The following is a 15,746-nucleotide window of genomic DNA, read 5'->3' as shown; positions in this document are numbered from 1 at the left end:
GGTCGTAAACGAAACGCTAAAGTCATGAGTGGTGTGTCGGGAAGTCTGGTCGACGGGTTCTGTTCGTGCGATCGGAAGGCGGATCCTGTGCTCCTCGTGAGACATCCGAATGGTGTTGTACGCCGGCTGAAGTCGTGCCCACCGGGACATCGTGATGACTGATGTGACGCCGTTCGCCGCGGCGGTGCTGATCGTGTCGCTGGCCGCGCTGGCCGCGGTGCTGTCGAACCGGCTCGGGAAATGGCTGCCGATTCCGGCGCCCGCGCTGTTCCTGGGCGCCGCGGCGGCCGCGTCCGACATCTGGCCGGCGCTGGGCCGGATTCCGATCACGCTGGTCCAGCAGGTGGTGACGATCGCGCTGGTGGTGATCCTGTTCGACGGCGGCATGCAGATCGGCCGGCGGCGATTCCGGGCCAATGCGGCGGCGATCACCTGGATCGGGGTGGCCGGCACCCTGGTCACCGCGGCGGCGCTGGCGCTGGCCGCGCATCTGATCTTCGGGCTGGATTGGCGGATCTCGCTGCTGCTGGGTACCGCGCTGTCGCCCACCGATCCGGCGGTGGTGTTCTCGGTGCTGGGCGGGCGGCAGATCGAGGGCCGCGCCGGGACGCTGTTGCAGGGCGAGTCCGGGGCCAATGATCCGGTCGGCATCGCGTTGCTGGTGGTGCTGCTGGAGACCAGCCGATTCCATTGGGACGCTCTCGGTTCCGCGGCCGGGGAGTTCGCCGCGCAACTGCTCGTCGGCGCGGTCGCGGGGGTGGCCGGGGGCCGCGGCCTGTTGTGGTTCATGCGGCGGGTGCCGCTGCCGGCGGCGGGGTTGTACTCGCTGCGGGTGCTGGTGTGCGTGCCCGCGATCTACGGCGCCACCACCCTGCTGCACGGTTCCGGATTCCTGGCGGTGCTGGTGGCGGGCATGATGATCGGCGATGAGCGGGCCCCCTTCCGGGCCGAGATCGAGCGATTCCATTCGGCGCTGGCCACTCTCGGCGAGATCGTGGCCTTCGCGATGCTGGGCCTGACCATCCAGGTGACCGGGCCGCACGGCGTCCTGGAGGGCGGGGCGCTGCCGATCGGGCTCGGGCTCGCGGGGCTGCTGGCGGTGGTGATCCGGCCGGTGCTGGTGGGTGCGCTGATCCAGCGGATCCGGCTCGAGCGCGGCGAGCGGCTTTTCGTGCTGTGGACCGGGCTGAAGGGCGCGGTGCCGATTCTGCTGGGCAGCTTCCTGTTGCACTCCGGGATCTCCGGCGCCCACCGCGCCTACGAGATCATCTTCGTCGTGGTCGCGTTCTCCGTGATCGTGCAGGGCGGGACCGTGCCGGTGGTGGCCCGGTGGCTCGGGGTGCCGTTGCGTACGGTGCATCCCCGGCCCTGGACCATGAACGCGCGGTTCGAGGAGGAGCCCGACAGCCTGCACCGCTACACGGTCGCCTCGGGTTCCCCGGCCGACGGCACCACCGTATCCGGCCTGCCGTTCGCGGATCTGTGGGTGAGCGTGATCATCCGCCGCGGCCGGTTGGTGACCGTCACCCCGGACACCCGGCTGCGCAGCGGCGACGAGGTGCTGATCCTCGCCGAACCCACGGCCGGCCCCGCGATCGAAGCCCTGTTCATCACGGAACCACAAGCCCCGTAACGACTTCCGGCTATCGGCGGCGGCGCACGGCGGCCAGCAGCACGGCCGTGGCGGCGGCGGCGAACTGCACGGCCTCGGACAGCCGCACCGCCCGGCGCAGATCGCCGACCCCGGGCGCGGGACCGTCGCCGAGGGTGGGGCGCATCTCGACGCCGTGCCGATATTCGGTGCGCCCGCCCAGCCGCACCCCCAGCGCCCCGGCCGTACTCGCCTCCGCGACCCCCGCGTTCGGGCTGGGATGCCGCCCGGCGTCCCGCCACCAGGCCCGCAGGGCGTCGGCCCGGCGGCCACCGGCCAGCGGGGCCAGCGCCACCGTCAGCGCCCCGGCCAGCCGCGCCGGAGCCAGGTTGGCCAGATCGTCGAGACGCGCTGCCGCCCAGCCGAATCGGAGGTAGCGCTCGTTGCGGTAGCCGACCATGGCGTCGAGGGTGTTGATCGCGCGGTAGCCCAGCAGGCCCGGTACGCCCGCGACCGCGCCCCAGAACAGCGGCGCGACCGTGGCATCCGAGGTGTTCTCGGCGATGGATTCGAGGGCGGCCCGCGCCAGCCCGTCGGCGTCGAGCAGTTCGGGGTCGCGCCCGCACAGCGACGGCAGCAATGCCCGCGCGGCCGCCACATCCCCCGCCTCGAGCCGGTCGGCCATCTCCCGGCCGGTCCGCGCGAGGGTGGTGCCGCCGAGCGCGGTCCAGGTCGCCAGCGCCGTCACCAGCACACCGCCGCCCGCGGACCGGCACCGCCGCCGCGCCGCGGCGCCGAGGGCCACCGCACCCCCGGCCAGCAGGACTTCGTAGACCACGCCCGCGGCCCGCCGATCCCGATACACCAGCGGCTCCAACCGCGCCGCGACCGTGCCGAATCCGGCCACCGGATGCCCCCGCCGCGGATCGCCCAGCGCCCGATCCAGCAGGAACCCGAGCCCTACACCGGCCGCCGTCACCATCCCCGTTCGCACCGGGCGACAGTAACGCACCGCTCACCGGGCATTTCGTCCGATGCCTCTTACGATAATGTGTTACACACACTATAGTGTCGAGGGTGAGCGAATCCGAACTGCTGGATGCCCACCGGCAGGAACTACGGCGAGGCTCGGTGGTGCTCGCCAGCCTGCTCGCCCTCCGCGAACCCGGCTACGGCTACGTCCTGCTGGAATCCCTGGAGCGGGCGGGCATTCCGGTCACCGGCAACACCCTGTACCCGCTGTTGCGGCGCCTGGAGAGCCAGGGCCTGCTGACCAGCGAGTGGGACACCAGCCAGGCCCGGCCGCGCAAGTTCTACCGGACCAGCGACCGGGGCTCGGCCCTGGCCGCGGCGCTGCTGCGCGAGTGGCGGGCCGTCGACCGGGCGCTCACGACTCTGGATGTCGATCGGGAGGACGACAATCGTGACCCACACCCTGACTGACCGCTACGTCCACGTCGCGGTCGCACACATTCCCCGGCAGCGCCGCCGCGACACCGAGCGCGAGCTACGCTCGGCGATCGCCGACGACATCGACGCCCGGCTGGCCGGCGGCGAGTCCGCGGCCCGGGCCGAATACGCCGCACTGCGCGAACTCGGCGACCCGATCCGGATGGCCGCCCGCTACACCTACGCCGCCCGAGCGCTGATCGGCCCGGACAGCTATCCGAGCTATGTCCAGGCCACCCGCGGCACCTGCGCGACCGTACTGCCGATCCTCTACGTCACGCTGGTGCTGGTCCAGCACGCCCGGAACCACGACCTGTGGATGACTTTCCTTCGCCCACTGGGCATCACCGTGACCGTGGCGATGTACCTGCTGGTGATCCTCACCGCCCTGTTCGTCCTGGGCGAACACACCCGCGCCGCGGCCGGTGGCGCCGAGGACGATGCACCGTGGACACCGGATCGGCTGGCCGACACCGAGATTCCGCGCTGGAACAGTCGCGCCGAACTGATCGGCCGGGTGGCACAGGCCGCGCTCCTGGTACTCGCCCTGTTCGCCCAGCGCCTCTTCCCGGTCCATACCCCCGGCGGCGGCACCGCGCCGATCCTGAATCCGCAACTGTGGCACGGCTGGATCCCCTACTTCCTGTGCCTGCTCGTCGCCGCGGTGCTCCTGGAGACCGCGAATCTGTTTCAGCCCAAGCGAACTCGACTCGCCGCAGTGCTGGGCTCGGCATTCGCTCTCGCCGCGGCGATCCCGCTGGGCCGGTTGTGCTGGCAGGCCCGCGTCATCGACCCGGCCGTCGCTCACGAACCGAGTGTGCTCACCGCACAAGGCAGTTGGATAGCGTGGCTGGCGATCCTGATGCTCGCCCTGCTCACCGCCCGCTACCTGATCGGCGTCTGGCGCCCCGAGGACTGACACGCAGGTGCCGCCGGATGTCCGGCGTACGAACAGGACCGTCGACTCGGCCCGGGTGGCGGCGCAGCGCGATGCCGGGACCGGCCGCGCGACTTGCGAAAGTCGTTCGGGCACAGGCGCAGAACTCAGGCGCCGGTGCGGAAAAGGCGGCGGTGGTCAGCCGGGGCGAGGCCCAGGGTGCGGTGGAAGTGGTGGCGGAGGTTGACGGCGGTGCCCAGGCCGCAGTCGGTGGCGATCCGATCCATGGTGTCGTCGGTGGATTCCAGCAGCAGGCGAGCCTGGTCGAGGCGCTGGTGCAACAGCCACTGCTGCGGGCTGGATCCCGTGCGGGCGCGGAAATGCCGGGTGAAGGTGCGCCGCGACATCAGCGCCACCCGCGCCCAGCTGTCGAGATCGACCCGGTCGCCGAGACGGGTGCGGGCCCACACCATCGCCAGTTCGATCGGATCGTCGTCGGCGTCGTCGGGGACCGCGATCGGGATGTACTGCGCCTGCGAGCCACCGCGGTGCGGGGCCAGCACCAGGGTGCGGGCCAGGTCGGCGGCGACCCGGCTGCCGTGGTCGGCCCGCACCAGATGCAGGCAGCAGTCCAGGGCCGCGGCCACCCCGGCGGAGGTCACCACGTCGCCGAGGTCGGTCCACAGCCGGTCGGCGCGGACCCGGACCGCCGGGTGGGCGCGGGCCAGGTCGGCGGCGGCGGACCAGTGGGTGGTGATCTCCCGGCCGTCGGCCAGCCCGGTCGCGGCGATCGCCCAGGCGCCCAGGCACAGTCCGACCAGGCGGGCCCCGCGCTCGTGCGCCCGGCACAGGGCGTCGCGAATCGGCCCGGACAGCTCGGCCCCCGGCAGCCAGCTGGGGATCACCACCGTGTCGGCGGTATCCATCACCTCCGGCCCGTGCCGCACCGCGAGGTCGAAATCACCTGGTGTGCAGAGTATTCCGGGACGTTCGGCACAGGTGCGCAACCGGTAGCGGGCGGCCGGGCGGGCGCTGGTGCCGATGCCTCCGAACACCAGGCCCGGCACCGACAAGTGGAACGGGCTGATGCCCTCGAAGGCGAGCACCGCCACTTCGTGCCGACGATCGGAGGTCATGGCCCGATTGTATCGATCAGCGGACTTCGGGCCACTTCCGGTCGGCCCGCCGCCGGACGACCATCGTGGTCATGACCGATACCTCCACCGGCTCGCTCGAACTGCTGCACGTCGGCGGCCCCACCGTCCGCCTCCGCTACGGCGGCCTGACCTGGCTCACCGACCCCACCTTCGACGCGCCGCGCGACTATCCGGGCCCGATCACACTGCACAAGCTGACCCCGCCGGCGATCCCGGCCGCACAGGTGGGACCGGTGGATGTGGTGCTGCTGTCGCACGATCAGCACGCCGACAACCTGGACATCACCGGACGCGAATTCCTCACCGCCCCCACCCTGTCCACGCCCGAGGCCGCGCAGCGGATCGAAGGTGTTCGGGGACTGAAGGATTGGGAGACCGTCCGATTCGGCGAGGTGACCGTCACCGCGGTCCCGGCGCTGCACGGCCCCGAGGGCGCGGAGGAATTCTCCGGCACCGTCATCGGATTCGTGCTGCACGCCGACGGGCTGCCCACCGTGTACGTCTCCGGCGACAACGCGTCGGTGGCGTACGTGCGGGACATCGTCGCGCGGATCGGGCGCATCGATGTCGCGGTGCTGCACGTCGGCGCCGCCAATGTCGGCCGCTTCGGCGACACCGACGTCACCCTCAACGCCCGGACGGCGCTGGAGGCCGCCGCGGAACTCGGCGACGACACCGTGATCGTGCCGGTACACGCCGAGGGCTGGGCACATTTCACCGAGACCGTCGGTCATCTCGAGCTCACCTTCGGCTACGGCGGCCGCGCCGGACAGCTGCGGATCCCCATCGCGGGCGTACCGCTGACGATCTGAGCGGATCGCCCGAATCACACCCGCGAACAGGGTGAATCGCCGCACAGGTCGTGGTAACCGGCCTGGTTCTGGGCCACGATGGCGGCATGAGAATCGGCGTTCCGCGGGAGATCAAGGAGCAGGAGGCCCGGGTGGCGCTGACCCCGGCCGGCGCCGGGGAACTCGCCCGGCACGGGCACGAGGTGGTCGTCGAGACCGGCGCCGGCGCCGGGTCGGGCTTCACCGACGCCGACTATCCGGCCGCCGGGGCGCGCATCGTGGCCACCGCCGACGAGGTATGGCAGCTGGCCGACCTGATCCTGAAGGTGAAAGAACCCATCGCGCCGGAGTATTCGCGGATGCGGCCGGACCAGGTGCTGTTCACCTACCTGCATCTGGCCGCCTCCCGGGCCTGCACCGAGGCCGTCCTGGCCGCCGGCATCACCGCGATCGCCTACGAGACGGTGCGCGGACCCGACGGCGCGCTGCCGCTGCTGGCGCCGATGAGCGAGGTGGCCGGCAAGCTGAGTGCCCAGGTCGGCGCGTATCACCTGATGGCGCCCAACGGCGGGGCGGGTGTCCTGCTCGGCGGCGTGCCGGGGGTGCGCCCGGCCGATGTCGTGGTGATCGGTGGCGGCGTCGCCGGCTCGAACGCCGCGGCGGTGGCGGCCGGGATGGGCGCGCGGGTCACCGTGCTGGACACCAGCCTGCCCAGGCTGCGCGAGCTCGACGCGCGCTTCGGCGGCCGGGTCGTCACCATCGGCTCCAATGCCGCCGAGGTCGAAAGGGCTGTTCCGGCAGCGGATCTGGTGATCGGCTCGGTGCTGGTCCCGGGCGCGCGGGCGCCGCAGCTGGTGCCCGACACCCTGGTGGCGCGGATGCGGCCCGGCTCGGTCCTGGTCGACATCGCCATCGACCAGGGCGGCTGCTTCCAGAGTTCGGTGCCGACCACGCACGCGAATCCCACCTTCCGCGTGGCGGATTCGCTGTTCTACTGCGTGGCCAACATGCCCGGCGCGGTGCCGCACACCGCGACGGTGGCGCTCACCAACGCCACGCTGCCGTATGTGCGCTCCATCGCCGACCGCGGCTGGCGGGCGGCCTGCCGGACCGATCCGGGTCTGGCCCGCGGCCTGACCGCGACTGCGGGACAACTGCTCTCGACCGAGGTGGCCGCCGCCCACGCACTGGTCGCGGGCAGTCTCGACGGACTGGACGCGGTGGTCGGCTGAGCCGCGCGGCCGGCGGTCACAGGAACCAGTCCGGCTGCCACGGTTCGGGCAGCTCGCGCAATTTATCGGGATTGCGCACGATCTGGATCGCGGTCACCCGGCCGTCGTCGACGGTGAACGACATCACCCCGAGGTGGGAACCGTCGAACACCACCAGGCCGGGCCGGCCGTTGACCAGCACGCTGCGGCCCGAGGCGTTCGCCCCTGCCCGGTACCAGCCGAAGAACATCTTCGCGACCAACTCGGCGCCGCTGACCGGCCGCCGGATCGCGGGCACCTTGCCGCCCCCGTCGGCGGTCAGTACGACGTTCTCGTCCAGCACGTTCAGCAGCGCGGACAGATCGCCGGACCGCCAGGCCAGCGCGAACGCGGACACCACCTGTTCCTGTTCGTCGCGGCTGACCGGGAACCGCGGCGTGCCCGCCTCCACGTGCCTGCGGGCCCGGGAGGCCAACTGCCGCACCGCGGCCGGGGTGCGGCCCACCACCTCGGCCACCTCCGGGCCGGACATGCCGAACACGTCCTGCAACACGAACGCGGTGCGCTCGGCCGGTGACAGCGACTCCAGCACCAGCAGCAGCGCGGTCGTCACCCGCTCGTCCTGGGTGATCCGGTCGGCCGGGTCGTTCTGGACGGTCACCTCCGGCTCCGGCAGCCACTCGCCGACGTACTGTTCGCGGCGCGCGCGGGCGGACCCGAGCTGATCCAGCGCCAGGCGGCCGGTGACGGTGCTCAGCCAGGCCCGCAGATTGTCGATCCGGTCCGGGCCGGTCGCGCTGTCGTGCCAGCGCTGCAACCGCAGCCAGGCCTCCTGCACCACGTCGTCGGCGTCGCTGAGGCTGCCGAGCGTGCTGTAGGCCAGCCGGCGCAGGTAGGGACGTTGTTCCTCGAAGCGGCGCGCCAGGTCCGCCTGGTCCATGTCGCCCGATACCGGCTCGGTCACGGCCACGTCCTCTCCCGCGGTCGATCCGCCCGAGGCCGGGCGGATCCTGTCACCATGATGACGACGCCGCGACGGTGACTGTGACAGGCGGTGCGGATCAGGGGCGCAGCACATCCCCCACGGGCTGGATGAGGCAGGTCAGGAACCGTCCGGGACCTTCGGGATGCCGTACGGCATACAACTCGACCGGCAGCCAGTCGCGGTCGGTGGTCAGCAACCGCACCACCGCGTGGCCGGATTCCCGCCGGCCGTCGGCCAGCTCGGCCACCTCCCGCAGATAGAGCCGCAGATCGTCCGGGTGGACGATCTGCGTGGTCAGCAGGTTGTACTCCGGCAGGTCCGGCGGCGCGACCGGGGCGGAGGCCGGATGGTGCCGCCAGGCGATGCCGGGCAGCGGCGGGGTCAGCCATTCGATGATCTGCATGGTGCGCAGGTCGATCAGTGCGGTGGTACCGCCGAGCAGGGTCGCGGTGGTGTCGTGGTGGTGAGCCGGCAGCACCTCGGGTTCGGTGTGCATCTGGAGCAGCAGGCCGCGCAGCCGATCGGGAGCGTGGTACCGGAAATAGCCGTACACCCGGGCGATGCCGTGGCCCGCGGTCAGCACCCGCATCGGCCCCTCCCAGGCGGTGCCCGGCTCGGGTTCCAGTGCGGCCGCGATCAACCGGTCCCGGCCCTCGCACTCCAGCACCCGCGACAGGAACCAGGCGCCGTGCAGCAGCGGATGTCCGGCGGGCAGCATCGCGCCACCGGCGCCGCTGCTCCACAACGTCCACTGCCGGCCCTGCCAGACGAACGTGTCCATCGGCGGCGGCTCGTCGCGCGGCGCTCCGTTCGCGCCGACCCACAGCCGCACGGCGGCCACCACGCCGTCATGACCGGCCACCGGCACCGCGACCACCTCGAAGCGCTGCCCGCGGATGAGCGCCCGCCGGATGCGGACCGCGGCCGAATCCATCGCCTCGGCGATGGCGATCTCGGCCAGTGCGGTGAGGAAACCCGGGCGGACGGCACGGTGCAGCGAACGCTCCCGCGCCGTTCCCTCACCGGGGATGTGCCGGACGACACGGTCTGGTCGCGCGGCATCGATCAAGTACCACACAACATTTCCCTCCCGCGACCGCTCTCCGGAGCCCCCGAGCGTCCGGCTGCGAGTGTAGATCACGGCGCGCACCACCCGCGGGAATTGTCCCGCGCCCCGGCGGCATCCGCGCACGATGCCGTGGCAGACTGCCCTGCATGAGCGCGGTTGTGCGGTGCGGCACCAGGATTCGGCAGCAGCACGAGATGCACGTGCGGGCGGGACGGCTGGCCGCGGCGCTGGCGGCCACCGGCGCCGAGCGCGGCGTCCGGGTGGCGGTGCTGCTGCGCAACGACATCGAGTTCCTGGAGGTGTCGCTGGCGGTCGCGGCGGTCGGCGCCAATCCGGTGCCGATCAACACCGGATGGCAGGCCCCGGAGGTGGCGCACGTCCTCGCCGACAGCCGTCCGCGAATGATCGTCGTGCACACCGAATTCGTCGGCATCGTCGAGCGCGCGCTCGACATCGCGGGCGGCACAGCCGAACTGGTGGAGGCCGCGATGCCGCCGGAACTGCTCGCCGAGGCCGGCCTGGACGCCGCACTCGCCCGGCCGACCGGCCGCCACCGGCTGCTCGCGGATCTGATCGCCGCCCATCCCGAACCGCTCGGACCCGTCGAGGGCGCGATCGCCGACTCGATGGGCCTGATCTACACCTCCGGCACCACCGGGCGTCCGAAAGGCGTTGTCCGCGAGCGGCTGACCGCCGAGCAGTTGCTGGCCGTCGCGGGCGCGACCGCGACCCGGATGGGCCTCACCCCGCACGCCGAGGTGCTGGTGGCCGGGCCGCTCTACCACACCAGCCCGAATGTGGTTGCGGTGCTGGCGCTGCGGATCGGCGCCTCGATCACCATCATGCCGCGGTTCGACCCGCGGCGGTTCCTCGAGCACGTGCAGCGGGATCGGATCACCCAGGCGAAGGTCGTGCCGACCATGCTGTCGCGGCTGCTGTCGCTGCCCGCGGCGGTCCGCGCGGACTACGACGTGTCCAGCCTGACCCATCTGATCCATTCGTCGGCGCCGTGCCCGCCCGCGGTCAAGCGCGCGGCCATCGCGTGGTTCGGGACCGCCCTGCGCGAGTTCTACGGCTGCACCGAGGCGGGCACGATCACCTGGATCGGCGCCGACGAATGGCTCGACCATCCGGGCAGCGTGGGCCGGCCCGCCGACGGCTCGGCGGTGCTGGTCGCCGCCGCCGACGGACGGCCGCTGCCGCCGGGTGAGATCGGCGACGTGTACGTGCGCGGCGCCGACTACTGGCCCGGCTTCCACTACCTCGGCCGCGCCGAGGCGCCCGCGGGTCCGGTGCCGGGGCTGTTGTCCGTCGGCGACACCGGTTATCTGGACGAATCCGGATACCTCTATCTCACCGGCCGATCCGCGGAGATCGTCATCCGCGGCGGGGTGAACATCTACCCGGCCGAGATCGAGCACGCCGTCATGGCGATTCCCGGCGTCGAGGACGTCGCGGTGTTCGGCATCCCCGACGGTGATCTCGGCGAAGCCGTTGCCGCGCACATCGTCCCGCGCCCCGGCGCCACGCTCACCGCCGAGGCCGTGACCGCCGCGCTGCACGGGGAACTGGCGAAGTTCAAGCATCCCACCACGATTCGGATCACCGACGGTCTCCCGCGCGACGACGCCGGCAAACTGCGCAAACATCTGTTGCGCGCGGAGTACGTGCCCGCCCCGGACGGCACCGCCGGGTGACCGTCCGCGCCGGATCCGGGCCCGGTTAGGGTCGGCGCATGAGGATCAGATTGGGTGAATTCGCGCCGGAGGTCGACGAGACGGCGTGGCTGGCGCCGAACTCGACCGTGATCGGCCGGGTGCGGCTGGCTGCCGAGGTCGGCATCTGGTACGGCGCGGTGGTCCGGGCCGACGTGGAGGCCATCACGATCGGCGCCCGCACGAACATCCAGGACGGCTGTGCCCTGCACGCCGACCCCGGCTTCCCCCTCGTCATCGGCGCCGGGGTGTCGGTGGGGCACAACGCGATCCTGCACGGCTGCACGATCGAGGACGACGTGCTGATCGGCATGGGGGCGACGGTGCTCAACGGCGCCGTGATCGGCACCGGCAGCCTGATCGCCGCCAACGCGCTGATCCCGGAGGGTGCGCAGATCCCGCCCGGCTCGCTGGTGGCCGGGGTGCCCGGCAAGGTGCGCCGGGAACTGGGCCCCGCCGAGATCGATCGCATCAAACTCAATGCGGCTGTCTACCTGCACAACATCGGCGTGCACCGCGGGGCCGAGGTGGTGTGAGAGAGCCCACATCACACGGCGGGCAGGATACATTTTGTTAACATTTTCGCCAACGTGCCCGGTACAGCGTCGATAATTCCGGTTCGGCGCACGCGCGATACGAGCCCGCGCGGTGTCCGGGTGCGTGTGCGGGTGAGCAGGAGGTATCCACGGTGGCGTACGAGCAGTCCGGTATGCACCGGCCCGCCGGGCGGATCAGCGTCGCCGACATCGCGGCGCAGCCCGGCGGCATCGAGGCGCTGCGGTGCCGGGTCCACGAATTGCGTGCGCGGGGCATCGACTTCGCGGCCAACGCGATCGAGCGGGAGATGGTCGCGTTCGATCTGAACGTCGCCGCCCAGCCCTGATCCGCACCGCACCGGGCACTCGTCCCCCGGACCGGTCGCGAGCCGATGAGATAATCATCGACACGCTTCCGCACCGGGCACTGCCCCGCGCGGACCGAATTCGACTTGGAGACTCGATGCCGACCGTTCCACCCATCCTGGCTCGCATTCTGGAGAAGCCACGGGCCGATGGCGAACAGCTGCTGGAGAGCGCGCTGTCGGCATTCCTCGACTTCGGGATCAAGCGCACCAGCATGGGCGAGATCGCACGGCGCGCCGGCATCAGCCCCGCCACCCTGTATCGGCGTTTCGAGTCCAAGAACGATCTGGTCGAGGCGGTCGGGGTGCGGGAGGCGCAGCGCTTCGTGGCCGCCATCGAGGAGCGCGCCGCCAGGATCACCGGCGCCCAGGGCGGATCCGAGGTGTCGAGCGTGGACCAGTTGGTGGAGATCTTCGCCTCGTTCACCACCCTGCTGGCCCGCAACGAACTGCTGCAACGACTACTGCGCACCGAGCCGGAGCTGATCCTGCCGCGGCTGACCGTCGACGGCGGCCCGGTGCTCGAGGTCGGCCGTCTCTATCTGGCGGGCAAACTGCGCGGCCTGCAACAGGCCGACAGCTCGCTGCGGTTCGACGCCGACCTGGTCGCGGAGGTGCTGGCCCGGCTCGCGCAATCGCTGATGCTGACCCCCGACGGCCTGATCCCGCTGCGCGACGAATCCGCCGCCCGCGAATTCGCCCGCCGCACCCTGCTTCCCATGGTCGGCGTGCGCGTCGCCTGAGCGCCGTGTGCCGCGCGCGCGTCGCCTGAGCGCCGTGTCCCGCGCGCGCTCCGCCTGAGCGCGATGTCCCGGGAGCCGCGACTCGACCGGCCGCACACCGGTTTCCGGCGGCCCGGCGATCACCGCGGGCCGGGCACCGCGAAGGCCGCCGCGACCAATTCGTCGAGCAGTTGCGGATCCGGATCGGCGCCGTCGACGAGATCGCGGACCAGCCCGGTCAGCGCCTCGGCGGCCGGGGTGAACGGATCCGGCACCGGCAGCCGCCCGACGTACTGGGTGATCCAGCGCCGCCGCCCGGAGTACAGCCGATTGCCGCAGACCGCGTCGTAGAATCGCAGTCCCAGCGCCGAATTGGCCACGCCCATCAGCAGATACGCCAGCCGGTCGGTCCCGGCGTCCGGACCGCCGAGGTCGGGCAGCGAGATCCAGTAGCAGTCACCGTTGACGATCGCGCCGCTGCGGTCGAGCGCGAACCGCGGCGCCACACTGATGTCCGGGAACACCAACTTCGGCAGCCGCCACAGGTGCGGCCGCTGCGGCACCCAGATCTCGAACCACTCCCGGCCGCCGCCCACCACGTAGTCCCGCGCGGCCAGCACCTGCTTGTGTGCGTCCAGATATGCGGCGGCACAGGGATATTCGGCAAGATCGACGGTGGTGCGCCGGGTCCGGCCGACATCGTAGGGATAGAGCACCCGGGTCGGGCGGCTGCGGGTGATCCGCCACGGGGTCAGATCGTGATGGGTGAGCAGGTCGAACAGCAACTCGGCCTCCGGCTCCGGCTGCCACTCGTGCCAGCGATCGGAGATGAACACCCGATCCGCGGTCGTCTTGATCCCCACCCGGATCCGCGCCAGCTCACCGAAACTCCGCCAGGTCCCCGCCCCCACCCGCCGCAGCCAGGCATCCGTCTCCGGCTGCGACATCCGCCACGGCGGGCCCTCGGTGCCGACCCCGCCGCGTCGACGCGGCACCGGTGCGCCCGCCGCCGCCGAATCCCGGGCCGCCGCCGCCGATCCCGCACCACCGCAATCCAGAGTGCCGACCGTGATCGCGATGACCCGCCCCGCGTGCCGGATCACAGTGTCCTGCTCGGCCCGCAACGCCGCGAACAGGTCGTCGGTCTCCGGTGCCCCGGGCAGCGCATCCACCGGCCGGCCGGCATCGGGCGTCGACTCTGCGGCAGAGTTCCCCGCGGCATCGAAAGGCATTCCACCATGCGAGGTTTCGATCCGGCCGAGGCTCTCGGCGGAATCCGGCGCACGATCGGAGCCGGGTCCACCGGAACTCGATTCGCACGACACCGATTCCGCAGCACCCGGCCTCGGTGGCGCGCTCTCGTACGCGGCGACGTAGCGGCAGGTTTCGGCGCGGGTGAGGGACGGGGGCGGACGGACGGCGATGGTGACGGCGGGCAGGACGGCGGCGTCGAACAGTTTGGTGTCGCCGAGGTCGTAGAGCTCCACCGGGATCAGCTCGCCGCACAGCAGCGCTCGCAGGTTGGCGCCCGCCTTGGTGGTGAGAAACCGGTTGGCGCACAGCAATCCGAGTACCCCGCCGGGCCGCAGCAGCCGCGGCACGCTGGCGACGAAGGGATGGGTGAGGTCGATGCGGCCGGACAGCCCGAAACGACTGCGCAGCAACCGCGCCGTCTGCGCGCCGAGTTGCTGGGTCCGCACGTACGGCGGGTTGGTGATCACCACGTCGAACCGGTCCGGCGCCAATTCCGCTGCCGCGCGGAGGAAATCGCCGACCTGCCAGTGCGCGTCCAGGGCTGCGGCGCGCTCGCGCGCCACCCGCACCGCCGCCGGGTCCAGATCGTATCCGGTGGCCTGCACCGGCAGGCCCGGAAACCGTTGCGCCGCAGCGTCTCGCACCGCCAGCAGTAGTTCGCCGTCACCGCAGGCCGGGTCCAGGATCCGCAGCGGGCCGTCCGGGGTCAGATGCGCCAGCAGCCGGTCGGCCAGGAACCGGGCCAGCCGGTCCGGGGTGTAGTGCCGCCCGTGCCGCTTGCGCGCACCGGCGCCGCCGAGCTCCCTGCCCGCTCGCCGGTCGACCGCTGGCCCACCCCAGCCATCCATATCCGCATTGTGCTCGCACAACACCCATATCCGGCGCAGGAACACCATCACGTTCACAGCGGCGTCACACGCGCGCTCGCGAGATTTCGGGCAGACTGCACAGGTGGGCTCGAAGGTTTCGGGGGCGAGATCCCTGGTCACGACATGGGTACGGCGACCTGTCATCCGGCGTGTCGCGATCGGACTGACGGTACTGGTCGTCCTGCTCGCGGCGGTGGTGCTGGGCGCGGACGGCTGGATCCGGTCCCGGGCGGCGGGGCGGGAGTACAGCGCGGCGGACGTGCCGCCGGCCGATGTGGGCCTGGTGCTCGGCGCCGAGGTCTACAGCGACGGCACCCCCTCGCCCTATCTGGCCGCGCGGCTGGAACTCGGCCGCACCCTGCTGGAGACCGGCAAGGTGAAAGCGTTGCTGCTCAGCGGCGATCACGGGCACTGGTCCTACGACGAGCCGAATGCCATGCGCCGGTACCTGATGAGCAAGGGCGTCCCCGCGGCGGAACTCGCGGTGGACTACGCCGGATTCGACACCTACGACTCCTGCGCCCGCGCGTATCGCATCTTCGGGGTCCGCAAGGCCGTCGTGCTCACCCAGGACTTCAGCGTGCCGCGCACGGTCGCACTGTGCCGGGCGGTCGGCATCGACACCACCGCCGTGGCCGATCGCAGCCAGCCGCACGACCTCACCTACCGCCGGATCTGGCTGCGCGACCAGCTGGCCGCCACCAAGGCGGTGTACTCGATCGTCCGGAAACCCGATCCGATCCTCGGCGACCAGGAGACCACCGTTCGCGACGCGGTCGCCGCGAACGGTGGATGAGTCCGGTGGTCAGCCGATGCTGAACGGCTGACCCCACAACGTCTGCGAACCGTCCATGACGTTGTCGTGGATGGTCACCGTCGTGTAGGCCCGCGCCTCCGCCGCGCCGGCGCAGCCGTCGATCGAGATCGCGTGATCCACGTATTGGGTGATGCCGTCGGTGCCGGTGAAGGAGTAGGTCTGCACCTGCTTGGTGGTGACCGAGCCCGGCTTCAGATGCAGCGACATGTTCGGGTCCGCGTACGGCGAGAGGCCGTTGCTGTCGACACCCACACCGAGGTCGCCGGCGCCGACGGACAGGCCGCCACCGCCGCCACCGCCGTAGCCACCCCCGCCACTGCCGCCGGCGCCGCCCCCGG

At 71.7% G+C, this 15,746-nt stretch carries 16 protein-coding genes; 10 read left to right on the top strand and 6 right to left on the bottom strand.

Going from position 1 to position 15,746, the window contains the following annotated elements; genetic code table 11:
* The first annotated feature begins 154 nt into the window (after positions 1-154).
* The gene (locus LBW94_RS40525; protein ID WP_225060359.1) at positions 155-1,633 is read left to right on the top strand and encodes a cation:proton antiporter; all 1,479 of its coding nucleotides are present in this window, start codon (positions 155-157) and stop codon (positions 1,631-1,633) included.
* 10 nt (positions 1,634-1,643) lie between these two features.
* Here the strand turns inward: LBW94_RS40525 and LBW94_RS40520 are convergent, their stop codons facing one another.
* Positions 1,644-2,573: a cobalamin biosynthesis protein gene (locus LBW94_RS40520; protein ID WP_225060395.1), complete on the bottom strand. Its 930-nt coding sequence runs from the start codon at positions 2,571-2,573 to the stop codon at positions 1,644-1,646.
* Between the two features lie 95 nt (positions 2,574-2,668).
* Here LBW94_RS40520 and LBW94_RS40515 point away from each other — a divergent pair, with 95 nt between their 5' ends.
* Positions 2,669-3,034, top strand: a complete 366-nt coding sequence (locus LBW94_RS40515; RefSeq protein WP_225060358.1) for a PadR family transcriptional regulator — start codon at positions 2,669-2,671, stop codon at positions 3,032-3,034.
* On the top strand, positions 3,015-3,959 hold the full coding sequence (locus LBW94_RS40510; protein WP_225060357.1) for a permease prefix domain 1-containing protein: 945 nt from the start codon (positions 3,015-3,017) through the stop codon (positions 3,957-3,959). The genes LBW94_RS40515 and LBW94_RS40510 overlap by 20 nt, the downstream gene beginning before the upstream one ends.
* A gap of 125 nt (positions 3,960-4,084) precedes the next feature.
* Here the strand turns inward: LBW94_RS40510 and LBW94_RS40505 are convergent, their stop codons facing one another.
* Positions 4,085-5,053, bottom strand: coding sequence for a GlxA family transcriptional regulator (locus LBW94_RS40505; protein WP_225060356.1), 969 nt, complete (start codon positions 5,051-5,053; stop codon positions 4,085-4,087).
* 71 nt (positions 5,054-5,124) lie between these two features.
* Here LBW94_RS40505 and LBW94_RS40500 point away from each other — a divergent pair, with 71 nt between their 5' ends.
* Together LBW94_RS40500 and ald are read left to right on the top strand one after the other, a co-directional pair.
* Positions 5,125-5,886, top strand: a complete 762-nt coding sequence (locus LBW94_RS40500; RefSeq protein ID WP_225060355.1) for an MBL fold metallo-hydrolase — start codon at positions 5,125-5,127, stop codon at positions 5,884-5,886.
* A gap of 86 nt (positions 5,887-5,972) precedes the next feature.
* On the top strand, positions 5,973-7,097 hold the full coding sequence (ald, locus tag LBW94_RS40495) for an alanine dehydrogenase (protein WP_225060354.1): 1,125 nt from the start codon (positions 5,973-5,975) through the stop codon (positions 7,095-7,097).
* A 16-nt stretch (positions 7,098-7,113) separates the two neighbouring features.
* On the opposite strand, the gene sigJ is transcribed toward ald, so the two are convergent.
* Together sigJ and LBW94_RS40485 are read right to left on the bottom strand one after the other, a co-directional pair.
* On the bottom strand, positions 7,114-8,016 hold the full coding sequence (gene sigJ / locus LBW94_RS40490) for an RNA polymerase sigma factor SigJ (RefSeq protein WP_225060394.1): 903 nt from the start codon (positions 8,014-8,016) through the stop codon (positions 7,114-7,116).
* 121 nt (positions 8,017-8,137) lie between these two features.
* Entirely contained in the window at positions 8,138-9,139 is a 1,002-nt protein-coding gene (locus LBW94_RS40485) for a GAF domain-containing protein (RefSeq protein WP_225060353.1), read from the bottom strand.
* A gap of 137 nt (positions 9,140-9,276) precedes the next feature.
* Here LBW94_RS40485 and LBW94_RS40480 point away from each other — a divergent pair, with 137 nt between their 5' ends.
* From LBW94_RS40480 to LBW94_RS40465, 4 genes are all read left to right on the top strand, one after another.
* Complete coding sequence (locus tag LBW94_RS40480; RefSeq protein WP_225060352.1) at positions 9,277-10,827, top strand: AMP-binding protein; 1,551 nt, start codon at positions 9,277-9,279, stop codon at positions 10,825-10,827.
* Between the two features lie 38 nt (positions 10,828-10,865).
* Positions 10,866-11,381, top strand: a complete 516-nt coding sequence (locus LBW94_RS40475) for a gamma carbonic anhydrase family protein (RefSeq protein WP_225060351.1) — start codon at positions 10,866-10,868, stop codon at positions 11,379-11,381.
* A gap of 152 nt (positions 11,382-11,533) precedes the next feature.
* Complete coding sequence (locus tag LBW94_RS40470; protein ID WP_225060350.1) at positions 11,534-11,728, top strand: hypothetical protein; 195 nt, start codon at positions 11,534-11,536, stop codon at positions 11,726-11,728.
* 116 nt (positions 11,729-11,844) lie between these two features.
* Positions 11,845-12,489 (top strand): TetR/AcrR family transcriptional regulator, encoded by a 645-nt coding sequence (locus LBW94_RS40465; protein WP_225060349.1) that lies wholly within the window; start codon positions 11,845-11,847, stop codon positions 12,487-12,489.
* 119 nt (positions 12,490-12,608) lie between these two features.
* Here the strand turns inward: LBW94_RS40465 and LBW94_RS40460 are convergent, their stop codons facing one another.
* Positions 12,609-14,570: an Eco57I restriction-modification methylase domain-containing protein gene (locus LBW94_RS40460; protein ID WP_225060348.1), complete on the bottom strand. Its 1,962-nt coding sequence runs from the start codon at positions 14,568-14,570 to the stop codon at positions 12,609-12,611.
* Positions 14,571-14,673: 103 nt separating this feature from the next.
* Here LBW94_RS40460 and LBW94_RS40455 point away from each other — a divergent pair, with 103 nt between their 5' ends.
* Entirely contained in the window at positions 14,674-15,387 is a 714-nt protein-coding gene (locus LBW94_RS40455; RefSeq protein ID WP_225060347.1) for a SanA/YdcF family protein, read from the top strand.
* A 9-nt stretch (positions 15,388-15,396) separates the two neighbouring features.
* Here LBW94_RS40455 and LBW94_RS40450 read toward each other — a convergent pair.
* Positions 15,397-15,746, bottom strand: a 350-nt coding sequence (locus LBW94_RS40450; RefSeq protein ID WP_266273307.1) for an MspA family porin, incomplete at its 5' end; no start/stop codon positions are given.

The organism is Nocardia sp. alder85J (assembly GCF_020176955.2).
GTDB lineage: Bacteria > Actinomycetota > Actinomycetes > Mycobacteriales > Mycobacteriaceae > Nocardia.
Note: the sequence above shows the minus strand (reverse complement) of the source record. Positions and strands in the feature narration are given on the sequence as shown.